The organism is Microbacterium sp., assembly GCF_036566905.1.
Classification (GTDB): domain Bacteria; phylum Actinomycetota; class Actinomycetes; order Actinomycetales; family Microbacteriaceae; genus Microbacterium.
Genome location: NZ_DATCVK010000193.1, coordinates 1 through 16,269, shown reverse-complemented (window position 1 = coordinate 16,269; position 16,269 = coordinate 1). Strand labels below are relative to the sequence as shown.

The 16,269-nt window shown below is 70.2% G+C and carries 15 protein-coding genes; 2 read left to right on the top strand and 13 right to left on the bottom strand.

What is annotated here, in order from left to right:
- A partial coding sequence (locus tag VIP82_RS16385) for a molybdopterin-dependent oxidoreductase (protein ID WP_331910509.1) occupies positions 1-1,012 on the top strand: 1,012 nt, incomplete at its 5' end.
- Between the two features lie 21 nt (positions 1,013-1,033).
- Here VIP82_RS16385 and rocD read toward each other — a convergent pair.
- The 5 genes from rocD to VIP82_RS16360 all read right to left on the bottom strand — a co-directional run bounded on the left by rocD (position 1,034) and on the right by VIP82_RS16360 (position 5,018).
- Positions 1,034-2,260, bottom strand: a complete 1,227-nt coding sequence (gene rocD, locus VIP82_RS16380) for an ornithine--oxo-acid transaminase (RefSeq protein WP_331910507.1) — start codon at positions 2,258-2,260, stop codon at positions 1,034-1,036.
- A 20-nt stretch (positions 2,261-2,280) separates the two neighbouring features.
- On the bottom strand, positions 2,281-3,189 hold the full coding sequence (ddaH, locus tag VIP82_RS16375; protein ID WP_333783821.1) for a dimethylargininase: 909 nt from the start codon (positions 3,187-3,189) through the stop codon (positions 2,281-2,283).
- A gap of 158 nt (positions 3,190-3,347) precedes the next feature.
- A complete protein-coding gene (locus tag VIP82_RS16370) occupies positions 3,348-4,367 on the bottom strand; it encodes an NAD(P)-dependent alcohol dehydrogenase (protein ID WP_331910505.1) in 1,020 nt (339 codons plus the stop codon).
- A 1-nt stretch (position 4,368) separates the two neighbouring features.
- Entirely contained in the window at positions 4,369-4,584 is a 216-nt protein-coding gene (locus tag VIP82_RS16365; protein ID WP_308868832.1) for a helix-turn-helix transcriptional regulator, read from the bottom strand.
- Positions 4,584-5,018: a hypothetical protein gene (locus tag VIP82_RS16360; RefSeq protein WP_331910503.1), complete on the bottom strand. Its 435-nt coding sequence runs from the start codon at positions 5,016-5,018 to the stop codon at positions 4,584-4,586. Before VIP82_RS16360 ends, VIP82_RS16365 begins: the two co-directional genes overlap by 1 nt.
- Positions 5,019-5,219: 201 nt before the next feature.
- Between VIP82_RS16360 and VIP82_RS16355 the strand changes: the two genes are divergently transcribed.
- Entirely contained in the window at positions 5,220-6,236 is a 1,017-nt protein-coding gene (locus VIP82_RS16355; protein WP_331910501.1) for a LacI family DNA-binding transcriptional regulator, read from the top strand.
- 21 nt (positions 6,237-6,257) lie between these two features.
- Here the strand turns inward: VIP82_RS16355 and VIP82_RS16350 are convergent, their stop codons facing one another.
- The 8 genes from VIP82_RS16350 to VIP82_RS16315 form a co-directional block, all read right to left on the bottom strand.
- Positions 6,258-7,262 (bottom strand): arabinan endo-1,5-alpha-L-arabinosidase, encoded by a 1,005-nt coding sequence (locus VIP82_RS16350; RefSeq protein ID WP_331910499.1) that lies wholly within the window; start codon positions 7,260-7,262, stop codon positions 6,258-6,260.
- Positions 7,259-8,770 carry an arabinosylfuranosidase ArfA gene (gene arfA / locus VIP82_RS16345; RefSeq protein ID WP_331910497.1) on the bottom strand — a complete coding sequence of 504 codons (1,512 nt, stop codon included), beginning with the start codon at positions 8,768-8,770 and terminating at the stop codon, positions 7,259-7,261. Before arfA ends, VIP82_RS16350 begins: the two co-directional genes overlap by 4 nt.
- A 91-nt stretch (positions 8,771-8,861) precedes the next feature.
- Positions 8,862-9,545, bottom strand: coding sequence for a YesL family protein (locus tag VIP82_RS16340; protein ID WP_331910495.1), 684 nt, complete (start codon positions 9,543-9,545; stop codon positions 8,862-8,864).
- Positions 9,542-10,834 carry an arabinan endo-1,5-alpha-L-arabinosidase gene (locus VIP82_RS16335; protein WP_331910493.1) on the bottom strand — a complete coding sequence of 431 codons (1,293 nt, stop codon included), beginning with the start codon at positions 10,832-10,834 and terminating at the stop codon, positions 9,542-9,544. The genes VIP82_RS16340 and VIP82_RS16335 overlap by 4 nt, the downstream gene beginning before the upstream one ends.
- Before the next feature lies 1 nt (position 10,835).
- The gene (locus VIP82_RS16330; RefSeq protein ID WP_331910491.1) at positions 10,836-11,795 is read right to left on the bottom strand and encodes a carbohydrate ABC transporter permease; all 960 of its coding nucleotides are present in this window, start codon (positions 11,793-11,795) and stop codon (positions 10,836-10,838) included.
- Positions 11,796-11,803: 8 nt separating this feature from the next.
- Positions 11,804-12,709: a carbohydrate ABC transporter permease gene (locus VIP82_RS16325; protein ID WP_331910489.1), complete on the bottom strand. Its 906-nt coding sequence runs from the start codon at positions 12,707-12,709 to the stop codon at positions 11,804-11,806.
- 98 nt (positions 12,710-12,807) lie between these two features.
- Positions 12,808-14,142 (bottom strand): ABC transporter substrate-binding protein, encoded by a 1,335-nt coding sequence (locus VIP82_RS16320; protein WP_331910487.1) that lies wholly within the window; start codon positions 14,140-14,142, stop codon positions 12,808-12,810.
- A gap of 217 nt (positions 14,143-14,359) precedes the next feature.
- The coding region (locus VIP82_RS16315) for an aldehyde dehydrogenase family protein (RefSeq protein ID WP_331910485.1) at positions 14,360-16,269 on the bottom strand (1,910 nt) is incomplete at its 5' end.

Genomic DNA, 16,269 nt, shown 5'->3' with positions numbered 1-16,269 from the left:
CGCGACGGTGGTCGGCGTGCGAGGTGCGACGTCCGCGACGGTCGCCGCGGTCCGGCGGGCGGTGAGGCTCCCGCAGCCGGCGGTCGCGGCATCCGCCGTCCCCGCCGGCGCGGAGCTCGATATCGCCGGACTCGCCGACGTCGTCACCCCGAACGACCGTTTCTACCGCATCGACACCGCCCTCATCGTGCCGGAGGTCGACCCCGCCGACTGGCGGCTGCGCGTGCACGGCATGGTGGCGAACGAGTTCGAGCTCACGTGGGACGAGCTGCTGGCACTGCCGCTCGAGGAGTCGTGGACCACGCTCACGTGCGTGTCGAACGAGGTCGGCGGCACCCTGATCGGCAATGCGCGGTGGCTGGGCTACCCGCTCCGCGAGCTGCTGGCGCGAGCTCGTCCCACCGCGGATGCCGACATGGTGCTGTCACGATCGATCGACGGGTTCACGGCATCCACTCCCCTCGAGGCCCTCACCGACGAACGCAACGCGGTCCTCGCCGTCGGCATGAACGGCGCCCCGCTGCCGATGGAGCACGGCTTCCCGGTGCGCATGGTGGTGCCGGGGCTCTACGGCTACGTGTCGGCGACGAAGTGGGTCGTCGATCTCGAGGTCACGCGCTTCGATCGCGCCGCCGCGTACTGGACGACGCGGGGCTGGTCGGAGCGCGGCCCGATCAAGCTGCAGTCGCGCATCGACGTGCCCAGTCGCGGTCAGGGGCTGAAGGCCGGGGCGGTCGTCGTCGCGGGCGTGGCGTGGCAGCAGCAGGTGGGCATCGAGGGCGTCGAGGTGCGCATCGACGAGGGCGAGTGGATGCCGGCGACCCTCGCGACGGCCATCTCGGAAGACACGTGGGTGCAGTGGAGCTTTCCCTGGACCGCGACCGCGGGTGACCACGTCATCCAGTGCCGCGCGACGAGCAAGGACGGAGAGGTGCAGACCGAGAACACGGCGCCGCCCGCCCCGGACGGGGCGACCGGCTGGCACTGGCGCACGGTGTCGGTCTTCGACTGACGGCCCGGGGGCCGACCAGGTTCAGGCCGCGAGCACCACGCGCAGCTGCTCGACCGCCCAGTCCAGCTCGGTGCCGCGGATGACGAGCGGCGGTGCGATGCGGATCGTCTGGCCGTGCGTGTCCTTGACGAGCACTCCGCGGCCGATGAGCCGTTCGGCGATCTCGCGGCCGGTGCCGACGGCGGGATCGATGTCGACGCCCGCCCAGAGACCCGCGACACGGACCTCGGTCACCCCGTGACCGATGAGCGCCTGCAGCTTGGACTCGAGGTGCTCCCCGAGCAGCTTGGCGCGACGCTGGAACTCGCCGGTCTGCAGCATCTCGACGACACGGAGGCCGACCGCCGCGGCGAGCGGGTTCCCGCCGAAGGTCGAGCCGTGCTCGCCCGGGTGGATCACCCCGAGGACATCGCGGTCGGCGGCGACCGCCGAGACGGGAAGGATGCCGCCGCCCAGCGCCTTGCCGAGCAGGTACACGTCGGGCACGACGCCTTCGCGGTCGCACGCGAACGTCTCGCCCACACGGCCGAGGCCGGACTGGATCTCGTCGGCGATGAGCAGCACGCCGCGGCGCGTGCAGATCTCGCGGACCGCCCGGAGGTATCCCTCGGGCGGCACCACCACGCCCGCCTCGCCCTGGATCGGCTCGATGAGCACGGCGACCGTGTCGGCGGTGATCGCCGCGTCGATGACCGCGGCGTCGCCGAACGGCACCGACACGAAGCCGGGCGTGAAGGGCCCGAAGTCGGCCCGCGCCTGCGGGTCGTCGCTGAAGCCCACGATCGTGGTCGTGCGGCCGTGGAAGTTGCCGTGGGCGACGACGATGCGCGCGGCATCCGGTGCCACGCCCTTCACGCGGTAGCCCCACGCACGTGCGACCTTGATGCCGGTCTCGACGGCTTCGGCGCCCGTGTTCATGGGCAGCACGAGCTCCTTGCCGCACAGCGCGGCGAGGGCGGCCGCGAACGGCCCCAGGCGATCGTTGTGGTACGCGCGGCTGGTGAGCGTGAGTCGGTTCAGCTGCTCCTGCGCCGCGGCGAGGAGTGCCGGATGCCCGTGCCCGAAGTTGAGCGCCGAGTAGGCCGACAGCAGGTCGAGGTAGCGCTTGCCCTCGACATCCGTCACCCATGCGCCCTCACCACGGGAGATCACCACGGGCAGCGGGTGGTAGTTGTGCGCGACGTGCTCGTCTTCGGCGGCGATGATCTGACTCATCGCCGCGTCGACGGAGGGGGAAGTGGCGGTCATGGTCGTCCTCTTTCCCGCCGTCAGCGCCGCAGCTCGAGCGTGCAGCACTTGATGCCGCCACCGCCGAGCAGCAGCTCGGACAGATCGACGAGCACCGGGTTGTAGCCGCGCTCGCGCAGCTGCGCCTCGAAGCCCTGCGCACGCGGCGAGATGATGACGTTGAGGCCGTCGCTGGCCGAGTTGAGGCCGAACACCGCGCCGTCGGCGTCGGCGACGCGGATCGCGTCGGGATAGCGCTCGGCGAGGATCGCCTGGCTGCGCTCATCGAACGCGTGCTCGAGGTAGGCGATGTTGGCCTTCTCGACGCCGCCCGGGCCTTCGACCGGATCGAGCACCGAGATGGCGGTGTCGAGGTGGTAGAACCGCGGGTCGACGAGGGTGAGGCTGACGACCTCCTTGCCGAACACGTCGGCGAGCTCGCGGTGGCTGTCGCCCGTCGAGCGGAAGCCGGTGCCGGCGAGGATCGTGTCGCCGACCAGCAGGAAGTCGCCTTCGCCCTCGTTGACCTCGACGGGCTCGGCGACCTCGAAGCCGTTGGCACGGAACCAGTCCATGAACGCCGGGCCCTCGGGCACGCGCTCCTGGAACCGGAACTTCGCGCCGTACGCGACGTTGTCGATGACGAAGCCGCCGTTGGCGGTGTAGACCATGTCGGGCAGGCCCTCGACGGGATCGATGAGGTGCACCTCGTGACCGAGGGCGACGTAGGTGTCGTACAGCGCCTGCCATTGGCGGACGGCGAGGGCGGTGTCGGTCGGGTTCGCCGGCTCCATCCACGGGTTGATCCGGTAGCTCACGATGAAGTGCTCGGGCCGGCACATGAGATAGCGGCGCACCTGCTGGATGCGGCCCGCGGCGATGGCGGTCTCGGTCGCACCTTCGGTCGCTGAGCCGGTCGAGGTGGCGGGCGCGGTGTTCTGCGTGGACATCTTGCTCCTGTACGAGGGGCGGCGGACGCTGTCCAGGGGCCCGGCGGAGCTGGAGAAGCCGGCAACCGGGCACGCCGCCACCATTCTCTCACGAAGGTTGTGCGTGCCCTGGGAGCCGGTCCCCACGCCACGGCGGGCGCGTGGGCCCAGCCGCAGCCTCAGCCCGCCGTCACGACGACCTTGCCGACCGTGTGCCCGGCGGCGACGTGGGCGAGCGCGGCGGGCGCGGCGTCGAAGGGGAACGTCCGCTCGATGACGGGTCGCAGCGACCCGGCCGCCGCGAGTGCGACGAGTTCGGCGAGCACGTCGGGCTTCGCAGTCGCCGCGAGCGGGCGCAGCGGCCGTCGCGAACCGATCGAGCGCAGTGAGGCACCCACGATCCGCCCTATCGGCCCGAGCACGCGACCACCCTCGCCCGACACCAGCACGACCCGGCCGCCGTCGCGCACGAGGCGCTGCAGCGCGCGCAGGGGCGCGGTGCCGGCGATGTCGACGACCACGTCGAACGAGCCGTCCTCGAGTTCCAGCGCACCCCGCTGCACGTGGCGATAGTCGAAGGTGCGCGTCGCGCCCAGGCCTTCGACGAACGCACGGTTCTGCTCGCCGCACAGCGCCCAGACCTCGGCGCCGCGCAGTGCCGCGAGCTGCACGGCGAACGTGCCGACGCCTCCCGAGGCTCCGATCACGAGGACGCGATGACCGGATGCCGCGCCGCCGCGCTCGAGCGCCTGCCACGCGGTCCCGCCCGCGATCGGGAGTGCCGCCGCGACGAGGGAGTCGAGCGCGGGAGGGCGGCGCACGAGCCGAGCAGCGGGTGCGAGCGCGTAGCGTGCGAGACCTCCCCCGCCGGGCAGCTCGCCCACGACCTCATCGCCCACGGCCACATCAGTCACGCCGTCGCCGATCGCGATCACGGTGGCCGCGGCATCCATCCCGCGCACCGGCTGGCGCGGCCGGCGCAGGCCGAACGCGAGACGCACGAGGAGGGGCTCGCCGCGCATCACGCGGATGTCGCCGTTGTTGAGGCCGGTGGCGCGAAGTCTCACAAGAGCCTCGCCGCGTCCGGGTGCGGGGACGTCGATCGTCTCCCTGGCGATGGCCTCGGCGTCGCCGTAGCGGTGCTGGGTCCACGCGGGCATCGTGTCGGTGCGCAGCGTCGAGGGACGGGGATCGGACATGTCATTCCTCCGGGTAGTCGAAGAGGTCGTCGAGTCCCACGCCGAAGGCGCGGGAGAGCTGGAAGGCCAGCTCGAGCGTGGGCGAGTACCTGCCCTGCTCGATCGCGATGAGGGTCTGCCGGGTGACGCCGACGCGACGGGCGAGCTCGGCCTGCGTGATCCCTGCCGCCTCGCGCACCGCGCGGATCGAGTTGGTGACCTTGGTGGGCTTGACCATCAGACGAGCCCGCGGCGGTAGGCGATGACGCTCGCGATGCCGCCGATGATCGACGAGACGGCGAAGCCGAAGAACATGCAGTTCGCGATCCAGAACCAGTCCGCCTCGAAGGCGCACAGCACGATGACGCCGAGACCGGCGATGACCGTGAACGCCTGCCCCACCCGGCCGCTCATGGCGCTGATGTCCCTGTCGCGCTGGTCGCTCCTGCCGACACCGTCGGGGTCGCGCATGCCGGCGAGGATCCCCCACACGATGCTGATGACGATCGCGGCGACGATGCTGCCGCCGATCGTCCAGAGCATCAGCGGCACCCAGTCGACATCCGTCAGCGGTCCGCCGGCCGCCTGCTGCAGGACCAGGATCACGTAGACGGCGACTCCGACCACGCTCGCGATGAGGCTCGCCCAGATGTTGCGCTCTTCGTAGACCATGAGATGCTCCGCCGATGTCTAGAATATTTGACATTCGCAGAGTACGCCGGCCTCCGAGCCTGTGTCAAGGATTCTTTACATTGCCTTGATCGCCCCTGCTCGGCCACAATGAGGATCGGTGGGCCGATCGGTGCTTACAACGTTGTAGACTCGGCGAAGGTCGACGGAAGTCGCCGCGTCGATGCGATGGGGGTGGGGCCGATGGCCGCAACGCTGCACGACGTCGCCCGCATCGCGGGTGTGTCGATCAAGACCGTGTCGAACGTCATCAACGACTACCCGCACATCCGCCCCTCCACCAAGGAGCGGGTCGAGGCCGCGATCGCCGAACTCGGCTACACGCCCAATCTCACGGCCCGCAGCCTGCGCTCGGGGCGCACCGGGTCCATCGCGCTCGCCGTGCCCGACCTCGCACTGGCGTACTTCGCCGAGCTCGCGGCCTCCGTCATCGCGGCGGCCGAGGCGGCGGGTCTCGTCGTGTCGATCGAGCAGACCGGCAGCGGCGGGCGTCAGCGCGAACTCGACCTTCTCACCAGCCCTCGCCGCAAGATGAGCGACGGCCTGATCTTCAGCCCGCTCGAGATGAGCCAGGACGACGTCGGGCACCTCGCCGTCGACTACCCGCTGGTGCTGCTCGGCGAGCGCATCTTCGAGGGACCGACCGACCACCTCACCATGCGCAACGTGGAAGCCGCACGCGCGGCGACCGAGTACCTCATCGGCTCGGGGCGTCGGCGGATCGCGATCGTCGGCGCGCACGAGGGCGAGCTGATCGGCTCGGCGGCGCTGCGCCTGCAGGGGTATCGCGACGCGCTCGAGGCACACGGCATCCCGTTCGACGGGCGGCTCGTCGGTCCGTCGATCGAATGGCACCGCGCCAACGGCGCCCGCTCCATGCGCGAGATCATCGAGCGCGGCGTGGACTTCGACGCCGTGTTCGCGCTCAACGACACGCTGGCCTTCGGCGCCATGCGCGCGCTGCAGGAGGCGGGCCTCCGAGTCCCCGACGATGTCGCGGTCATGGGCTTCGACGACATCGACGAGGCGAAGTACTCGATCCCCTCGCTGACGACCGTCGACCCGGGGAGCGACTGGATCGCCCGCACCGCGGTGTCCGCGCTCGTCGAACGCATCGACGGACTCGACGCCCCGCCCCGTCTGCTCCTCGCGGACTTCTCCATCGTGCAGCGCGAGTCGGCACCCGCCGTCGCGGGCTGACCCTCCCGCACCCCATCCCGGTCAGTCCGCCGGTGGCCACTCCACGGCGGGCCAGCCGTCCTGCCAGCGGATCGGCAGCAGGCCCAGCCGGAACTGCCCGTCGAGGTCCGCGTCGTAGTAGTGGAACGCCAGGAGGCCGCCGGAGACCGACTCGCCGCCCGGGCCGACCCGGACGCCATCGGTGCCGAGCACGGGCGTGCCGCCGTCTTCCAGGAGCGGTACGCCGTCCGCGTCGACATAGGGACCGGTGACCGATTCCGAACGGCCGACGGCGATGTTGTAGGTGCTGTCGACGCCCCGGCAGCAGAAGTCCTTCGACACGAACAGGTAGTAGAACCCGGCATGCTCCACGATGGCGGGCGCTTCGATCGCATTCGGCGGCAGCTGACGGTCGGCCAGGCGCAGCGGCTCCGCGTCGTCGGCGCGGCCTCCGCCCGGCCACTCGAGCGGCACCATCCGGATGCCGCTCCAGAACGAGCCGAACGCCATCCAGGGGTCGCCCTGCTCGTCCTCGACGATCGCGGGATCGATGGCGTTGAAGTCCGTGCCCGCCGACGTGATCACCGCGCCCTGGTCGACCCACTCGTAGTCCGGGTCCTCGGGGTCGAGCGTCGTGTTGGTCGCGAGGGCGATGAGCGACGTGTTCTCGCCGAACGTGGATGCCGAGTAGTACAGGTACCACGTGCCGTCGTGGGAGTAGAGCTCCGGTGCCCACAGGTTGTCGACGCCGGGGACGGCGTCGACGAGCCACGCAGGCTTCTCGTCCCAGACGGTGCCAGCGTCCTCCCATTCCCGGCCGTCCTCGGAGCGGCGGATCTGGATGTTCCCGTCGCCGATCCGGCCGTTGCCCGTCGAGTAGAGGAACGACGGCTCGCCCTCCTCCCCCGCGACGAACGCGGGATCGTGCACCAGCGTGTCGCCGCTGAGCTCGGGCGCCGCGGGCGTGGCCGCGCACCCGCCCGCCGTCGCCACCACGGCGAGGAGGACGGATGCCGCGGCCGCCGCCCGCGCGCGCCCGCGGGTCACGCGAGGGCGATCGCCGACCACGACACCGGGGGCAGCGTCACGGTGAGCGTGCCGCCCTCGAGCACGGCGCCGTCGAGGGGCTTCAGGCCTACGCGCTCCTGGTCGGCGAGCGTGTTCTTCGCGTACACGTCGTCGTCCCAGAGCGTGACGGCCTCGGCGATGGCGCCGACACCGAGCTCGGACACGTCGACCGTGAGCTCGATCGCCTCCGTCTGGCTGCGGTTGACGAGGAAGACCGCGGCGCCGCCGTCGTCGGCGGTGACCACCGCGTCCACCAGTGGCGCGTCGCCGTATACCGCGGTCGCATACGTGCCGGCGTCGATGCGGGGCTTCAGCACCTCGCCGCGCGCCAGGCGCGACGTCACCGAGAACGGGAAGAAGGTCGTCTGCCGCCATGCCGCCCCTCCCGGTTCGGTCATGATCGGCGCGATGACGTTGACGAGCTGTGCGAGCGAGGCGGATGCCACACGGTCATGGTTCTTCAGCAGCGTGATCATGAGGTTGCCCAGCACGACGGCATCCGCCACCGAGTACACGTCCTCGAGCTGGCGCGGCGCGTAGCGCCACTCCCCGTTGACCTCGTCGGAGTCGCGGTGCTCGTCGAGGTACCAGATGTTCCACTCGTCGAACGAGAGCTTGATCTTCTTGTCGGACCGCAGCTTGTTGCCGACGTGGTCGGCGGTGGCGACGACGGTCTCGATGAAGTACTGCATGTCGATCGACGAGGCGAGGTACGAGGCGAGGTCGCCGCCGCGCTCCTGGTAGTAGGCGTGGCATGAGATGAAGTCGACGTGCTCGTACGCGTGCTCGAGCACGGTGCGCTCCCAGTCGCCGAAGGTCGGCATGGAAGAGCCCGACGAGCCGCAGACCACCAGCTCGAGAGTGCGGTCGGCGGCCTTCATCGCCTGCGCCGTGCGCGCGGCGAGCTTGCCGTAGTCGTCGGCGGTCATGTAGCCGGTCTGCCAGGGACCGTCCATCTCGTTGCCGAGGCACCACATCCGGATGTCGTGCGGCTCGGGTGTGCCGTTCGCGATGCGCTGGTCGCTGAGCGCGGTCCCCGACGGATGGTTGCAGTACTCGAGCAGGTCGAGCGCCGCCTCGATGCCACGGGTCCCGAGGTTGACGGCCATCATGAGCTCCGAGCCGGTGAGCTTCAGCCAGCGCGAGAACTCGTCGACCCCGACCTGGTTCGTCTCCAGCGAGTGCCAGGCCAGGTCACGACGCACCGGGCGCTCATCGCGCGGACCGACGCTGTCCTCCCAGCGGAAGCCCGAGACGAAGTTGCCGCCCGGGTAGCGGATCGTGGTCGAGCCGAGCTCGCGCACCAGTTCCACGACGTCGAGGCGGAAGCCGTCCTCGTTGGCCGTCGGGTGGCCGGGCTCGTAGATGCCGTCGTAGACGCAGCGGCCGAGGTGTTCGACGAACGAGCCGAAGATGCGGCGGTCGATCGGGGCGACGACCGCATCCCGGTCGACGGTGATGCGGGCGGTGGCGGGTGACGTTGTCACGTTTCTCCTCCAGGGGGCGGGCCGGCTGCGGACAGCACGGCAGGGACGATCCGGCGCGGATGCGCCGTGAGCGATGGGTGGCGGCGGACGATCAGCGGGCGGTGGTTCCCGCATCGACAGCGGTGAGGGCGGCCGCTCGGCGGTCGCCGGCACGGGGATGATCGGGATCGATCGCGGCGAGCCGGTGGTCGACGATCCAGCCCGCCACGAACAGCACGACGGCGATTCCGACCAGCGGCACGAGCATCGGCAGCAGGGCGAGCGCGACGAGCACGGACGTCAGGCTGACGAGCATGACGAGGCTCATCAGCGGCGACGTGAACGGCAGCACGGCGGAGTAGCGAAGCACCGCACCGGCCGTCTCGTCGTAGCGCACGGCCACGGTGAGCGCGCACGCGAGCACGAGGGCGGAGACGCCCCCGACCGCCCAGGTGAATCCGGCGAGCGCCGCAGCGGCCGCACCGTCGAGCGCCGGGAGCACCGCTGTGTCGGCGGCCAGCAGCAGCGCGATCACGCCGAACGGCAGTCCGATGAGGTTGCCGCGCCAGAACTCCGCGCGGTACACCGCGACGAACTCGCGGACGAGCCCGGTCTCACCGTCGCCGTCGCGCAGGCGGGTGAGGCAGGCGGTCGCCGCCAGCGCCGCCGGCGCAAGGCCCAGCACGACGAGTCCGGCGATCGTGCCGGCGACGAACAGCAGGTTCACGACGATGAGCGCTGCGGCGACGCGGAGCCACGCCATCACGCGACCGGCCCAGCCGTTCTCCGTGGTCATGACGCCACCGCCTGCGAGCCCGTCCAGACGATGCCCGAGGCATCCAGCCCGGCGAACGCGAGCACCGGCCGCTCCGCCACCGGATCCCACGCGCCGAAGACGACCGCGTCGAGCACGACGTCCCCATCCGGCGCCTGCACGATGACGGGGGTCGCGACCGGGTCGCCGTCGGTGTGGGCGGCGGCGACCACGCGGAGCGGGACGGATGCCTCCACCCCGCGCCGCAGCGGATCCAGGCGCACGACGTTCCAGTCCCCGTCGATGCTCTCCGGCTCGGCGAGACGCTCGGCCTCGTCCCCGGCGAAGGGGTGCGGCGAGACCAGCGGCCAACCCGATGCGGTCAGGTGCACCCGGCGGATCTGCGCCTCGTGACGGGTGGGATCGTCGGCGTGGCGCACGTGGTGCACCAGGAAGAGACGCTCGCCGTCGCGGAACACCGAGTTGTGGCCCGGAGCGATCCAGGCGGTGCCGCCCGGGAACCGATGGCCGCCGAGGATCTTGGTGCCGACCGCATCCGGCGCGTCGCCCTCGGTGTCGGTGAGGACACGGCCGTTGACGTCGACGTAGGGGCCGGTGACCTCGTCGGCGACGGCGACGCGGACGCTGTAGCTCTCGAAGAGCGAGTCGTACGAGACGAACAGGGCGAATCTGTCGTCCTCGGGCAGGTGCACGATGTAGGCGCCCTCGACGGCCCCGTCGACGCTCGCGGGGCGGCGCGCGATGAGCGTGCCGACCTCTCCCGGGCGCTGCGCGAACCCCGTCGCCGCATCGAGCGGGACGATGTGGATGCCGCCGAAGAACGAGCCGTAGGTGAGCCAGGGACTACCCTCGCGGTCGAAGACGACGGCGGCGTCGATGGCGTTGTGCCCGTCGGCGTCATGGGTGGTCGTGACGACGGGGCCGGCATCCACCCACGGCCCTGCCGGGGATGCGGCGGTCGCGAGTCCGATGACCGACGTGCGAGAACCGAACGTCGATGCGGAGTAGTACATGTGCCACCGGGACGACCCGTCTGCGGTCGGCCAGCGCACGACCTCGGGCGCCCAGAGCCCCTCGGCGCCGGTGTGCGCCAGGGCCGCCGCGGGCACGCCGTCGAGGGCGGTTCCGACGAACGTCCACTCGACGAGGTCGGGCGACGTGCGCACGTGGACGCCCGCGGGGATGTCGTCGACGCCGGCAGCGGCATCCGTCGAGAACATGTACCACTGGCCGTCGTCGCCCCGGACGACGGTGGGATCGTGCGCGTTGCGCGCGCCCCACGTGGTCGGGTCTGCAGTCGGATGCGTCATCTCAGCCCTTCGCCCCGGTCAGCGCGACCGACTCGATGATCTGCCGCTGGAAGATCACGAACACGGCGAGCACCGGGATGAGCGCGATGAACGACGCCGCCATGATGAGCGGGTAGTCCGTCTGGCTCGCGTACGTGGCGTTGAAGCTCGCGATGACCAGCTGCAGCGTCTGCTTCTCGGGCGAGTTCAGGTAGATGATCGGGGCGAGGTAGTCGTTCCACACCGCCATGAACCAGAGGATGAACTGCGCCGCGATCGCCGGACGGATGGCCGGGAAGATCAGCGTGAAGAAGATGCGCAGGTAGCCGGCACCGTCGATCTTGGCCGCCTCGATGATCGAGTCCGGCACGGAGTCGAGGTACTGGCGGATGAAGAAGATCATCACGATGTTGCCGAAGACGCCCGGAAGGATCAGCGGCCACAGGGTGTCGACCATGCCGAGGTCGGCGAACAGCTTGAACTGCGGGATCATGATCGTCGGGAACGGGATCATGATCGCCGACAGCAGCAGCAGGAACAGCACGTTCTTCGCGGGCAGGCGCATCTTGGCGAACGCGAAGGCCGCGAGCATCGAGGTGACCGTGCCGATGGTCGTCACCGTCGCCGACACGATGATCGAGTTGACGATGCCTGACAGTAGCGGGCCGGCGGACCACACACGCACGTAGTTCTCCCAGACCACCGGGTCGGGGATCCACTGCGGCGGCAGGGCGAAGACGGCCTCGCGGGTCTTGAGCGACGTGCTGAACGTCCACAGCAGCGGCGCGATCATCACGATGCCGCCGATCGACAGCACGGCGATCAGGACGATGTCGACGATCCGGCGCGACGGAGACCTCCGGCGTGTGACGCCGGCGGAGTTGCCGGTGGGGCGGCCGAGGCGCCGCCCGGGCAGGCGACGTCCTTTGCCGGTGACCTCGGCGTCGAGCGCGGAAAGGGTCTCGGGAGTGGTGAGCGTCATGATGTGCCTCAGTCGATCGAGAACTGGAAGCGGCGGTTGAGCCGGAACTGGATCGCGGTCACGACGAAGACGAGCAGGCCCAGGACCACCGACATCGCCGTCGCGTAGCCCATCTGCAGGTAGTTGAACGCCTTCTGCCAGATGTACCAGACGATCGAGGCCGAGCTGAACTCCGGGCCGCCCGTGGGGGTCATGATGTTGATCTCGATGAAGATCTGCGCGCCGCCGATGATGCTCGTGACCACCAGGAAGAAGGTCACCGGGTTGAGCATCGGCACCGTGATGTGACGGAACTGCTGGAAGGCCCCGGCGCCGTCGAGGGCGGCGGCCTCGTAGAGGTGCCGCGGCACGGACTGGAGCGCCGCGAGGTACAGCAGCATGGAGTAGCCGAGGCCCTTCCACACCGCCATGATGATGATCGCCGGCTTGACGGTCTCGGGGTTCTGCAGCCAGTTCGGGCCCTCGATGCCGAAGAGGGCGAGCACCTGGTTCACCAGACCGAAGTCGCCGTTGTACGCCCACTGCCAGAGGATCGCCACCGCCGCGAGGGACGAGATCACCGGCACGTAGTAGACCGTGCGGAAGAACGTGGTGCCGCGCATCTTGCGGTTGAGGGCGAGTGCGAGCAGCAGCGACAGGATCAGGCCGATCGGGATCCCGATCATGTAGAAGATCGTGTTGCCCATCGACTGCCAGAAGTACCGGTCGCCCGCCATCTCTACGAAGTTGGCGAGGCCGTTGAAGGTGGGCTCACTGAGCCCGTTCCACTGCGTGAACGACGCGTACACCGAGAACACGAGCGGATAGCCGGTGAACGCCAGGAACCCGATGACCGGGATCGCGACGAACGCGAGGGCCGCGCGGTACTCGCGGCGGTGCAGCCGGGAACGGCGGGCGGGAGTCGTCGTCGACATGAAGGACCTCGTTTCGAGAGAAGCAGGAGGGGGGACGGATGCCGCGGCCGGCGGGCGACGCCGCGCCGCGGCATCCGTTCCGATCAGGCTTCGGCTGCTCAGCCGATGCCGGCGTCGGCGTTCGCCTTGTCGAGCATCTCCTGCATACGCGGCTGGACTTCCTTCAGGTAGTCCTCCGCCGTCTGCTCGCCGTCGAGGACGGGCTGGATGTTCTTGAACAGCTCGTCGTACCACTCGGCGCTGTAGGTGGTGTTCGCGGGGAGCGCGCGGCCGTAGTCCTGGACGATGTCGAGGAACTCCTGCTTGTTCGCAGGCGGCAGCGTCGACGCGGTGACCCACTCGTTCGCCATGTCGATGAGGTTCGGGATCTGCACGCCGGCGTCGACGAGCGACTGCTGCGCGGTCGGGTCGGTCGACAGGTAGATGGCGAGCTTCGCGGCGGTGTCGGGGTCCTTCGTGCTCTCGCTCACCGCGATGCCGAGGGTGCCGGTCCAGGTCGCCGTCTCACCGGTGGAGCCGACCGGGTACGGGATGAGGTCCCAGTCGAAGTCGAGCTTCTCGTACACCGGAACGTCCCACGGGCCCACCGGGAAGAAGCCGATCTGGCCCTCCATCCAGCGCTGGTAGGTGTCGAGGGTCTGCGCGTCGGCGGTGGACGGCGTGACGCCCTCGACGGTCGACAGGTCGGCGAACCACTGCAGCGCCTCGGCGAACTCGGGGCTGTCGACGGTGACCTCGGTGCGATCCTCGTTCAGCCAGTCGCCGCCGTTCGACCAGACGAACGGCTGCAGGTTCCACTGCACGTTGAGGCCCGTGCCCCACTGGTCGAGGGTGCCGTCGCCGTTGGTGTCCTTCGTCAGCTGCTTCGCGACGTCGACGAACTCGTCCCACGTGTAGGGGGTGTCAGTATCGGGGAGCGGGACGCCGGCTTCCTCGAACATCGTGCGGTTGTACCCGAACGAGAACGGGCCCACGTCCTTGGGCATCGCGTAGATCGCGCCCTGACCCATGAGCTTGCCGTCGAAGCGGTAGCTGTCGACGCCGTACTGCCAGACGTTGTCGAGGTCGAGGTCCTCGTCGCTCTCGACGTACTCGGTGATGTCCTTGATGATTCCGGTCTTGACGTATGCCTGCACACTGCCCGGGTCGATGTAGAAGACGTCGGGGACCTGCTTGCCGGTGATCGCAGCCTTGAGCTTGGTGCTGTACTCGTCGGCCGTCGTCATGATGATCTTGACGTCGACGTCGTTGTCCTTCTCGAACTGCTCGATGGCCGCGGTGTAGGCCGCCTTCTCGGCGTCGCTCCCGCGGAACATGAAGGTCAGCTGCTCGCTCCCGCTGTCGCCCGAGCCGCCGGCGCAGCCGGACAGCATGAGACCGCCGGCGGCGAGCATCGCCGCTGCGGCGACGACCGACTTCCGTGACTTCGTCATCACGTTTCCTCTCGTAGTGCTGTGGTGGTCAGCCTGCGGGATCCGGGGATCGATCGTCGCTGACCGAGGGGGTAGTCCTCCGTTGATTTACAACGTTGGAATTGTTCGGTGCAAACAGTGTGCGACGGCATCCGATGCGATGTCAAGCCGAGGGGCGAGGAAAGTTCCAACGTTGTAGAAGCGGATGCCGCGGCCCGCGGCATCCGTGATCCCTCCGTCAGATGACCGCCTCCGACCAGGGGTCGGGGTTGCCGAAGCGGTGCGCCGTGATCGTCACCGACTGCTCGCGCAGGAACGGGAGCAGCTCCAGCCGTCCGGCGGTGGTGACCTCGTTGTCGTAGATCGCGAGGTCGGGGTCTCCCCCGACCGCGCCTGCCACCGTGGCGTGGAGGGCCGCGACGGAATCGGGCGGGCCGATGAGACGCACGCGCGACGGCCGGGGAGCCGGGTCGGAGTCCGCGACGGCGGCGAGGAGGTCGTCGCCCACCGCGATGCGCTGCAGCCACTGCTCGTCGGTCTCGACGTACACGGCGACGTCCTCGTCGGCGAGCACGCGGCGGACGCCCGCCGGGAGCCCGACGGGTGCGCTCAGCGTCAGCACCGAGCCCGCCCGGAGGCCGGCGACCACCACGCGCAGCACCGACTGCCAGGAGGCATCCGCCGTCGCCCGCAGCGCGACGGCCGGGATCGGGCGGTAGCGGAACAGGTTGCGCTCGATCCCGAGGCGCGAGACGTCCTTGACCTGCCCGAACTCGCGGTCCCACGCGATCGCGTCCGAGAGCGCGCCGCGGCGCAGCCACTCGAACGCCTCGTAGTCCAACGACGGCTGGGCGGCCTCGATGAGGGCGGCGATGCGGGTGTCGAGCCCGCGCAGGTGCAGCGTCGCCGACGTCGGCGCACCGGCGGTCGCCCGCCAGCGGCCGAGTCCGACGAGGTAGTTCGGGCCGCCGGCCTTGGCGCCGGCTCCCACCGACGACCGCTTCCAGCCGCCGAAGGGCTGCCGCTGCACGATGGCGCCGGTGATGCCGCGGTTGACGTAGAGGTTTCCGGCCTCGACCCGGTCGAGCCACTGGGTCAGGTCGCCGGGGTGCTGTGTGTACAGGCCGGCCGTGAGCCCGTACGACACGGCGTTCTGCAGCTCGATCGCGTGCGCGAGCGACGACGCGTGCATGATCCCGAGCACCGGCCCGAAGAACTCCTCCTGGTGGAAGCGCGACCCCGGCTGCACGCCGGTGCGGATGCCGGGCGTCCAGAGCCGGCCCGCATACTCGGGCGGTCCGTCGACCTGCCGGGGCTCGACGAGCCAGGACTCCCCCTCGTCGAGCGTCGTGAGAGCCCACTGGAGCTTGCCGCGCGGCGCCTCGACGACCGGGCCGACCTCGCTGAGCGGGTCGGACGGTGGCCCGACGCGGAGCGAGGTGGCCGCATCCACCAGCTGACGCGCGAAGCGCTGCGAGTGGCCGACGGGCCCGACGAGGATCGCGAGCGACGCCGCCGAGCACTTCTGCCCCGCGTGGCCGAACGCGCTCTTGATGAGATCGGATGCCGCGAGGTCGAGGTCGGCGGTGGGCATGACGATCATCGCGTTCTTGCCGCTGGTCTCGGCGAGGAGCGGCAGGTCGGGCCGCCAGGAGCGGAACAGCGCCGCCGTCTCCCACGCGCCGGTGAGGATGACCCGGTCCACGTCGGGGTGCGACAGGAGCGTCTGCCCGAGCCCGCCCTCGTCGATGTCGACGAGCGCGAGCACATCGCGCGGCACCCCCGCCTCCCACAGCGCCTCGGCGACGACGGCGGCGCACCGCCGGGCCTGCGGTGCGGGCTTGAACACGACGCCCGACCCCGCGGCGAGCGCGGCGATCACACCGCCAGCGGGGATCGCGATCGGGAAGTTCCACGGCGGGGTCACGACGGTCAGCCGCGCCGGCTCGAACACCGCGCCGCTCACGCGATCGAGCTCGCGCGCGGTCGCCGCGTAGTAGTTCGCGAAGTCGACGGCCTCGCTCACCTCGACGTCGGCCTCGGCGAAGACCTTGCCGGTCTCGGAGGCCGCGACCTCGATGAGCTCGCCGCGCCGCGCCTCGAGCGCCTTCGCGGCGGCAGCCAGCACGCCGCCCGCGGGGATCGCGA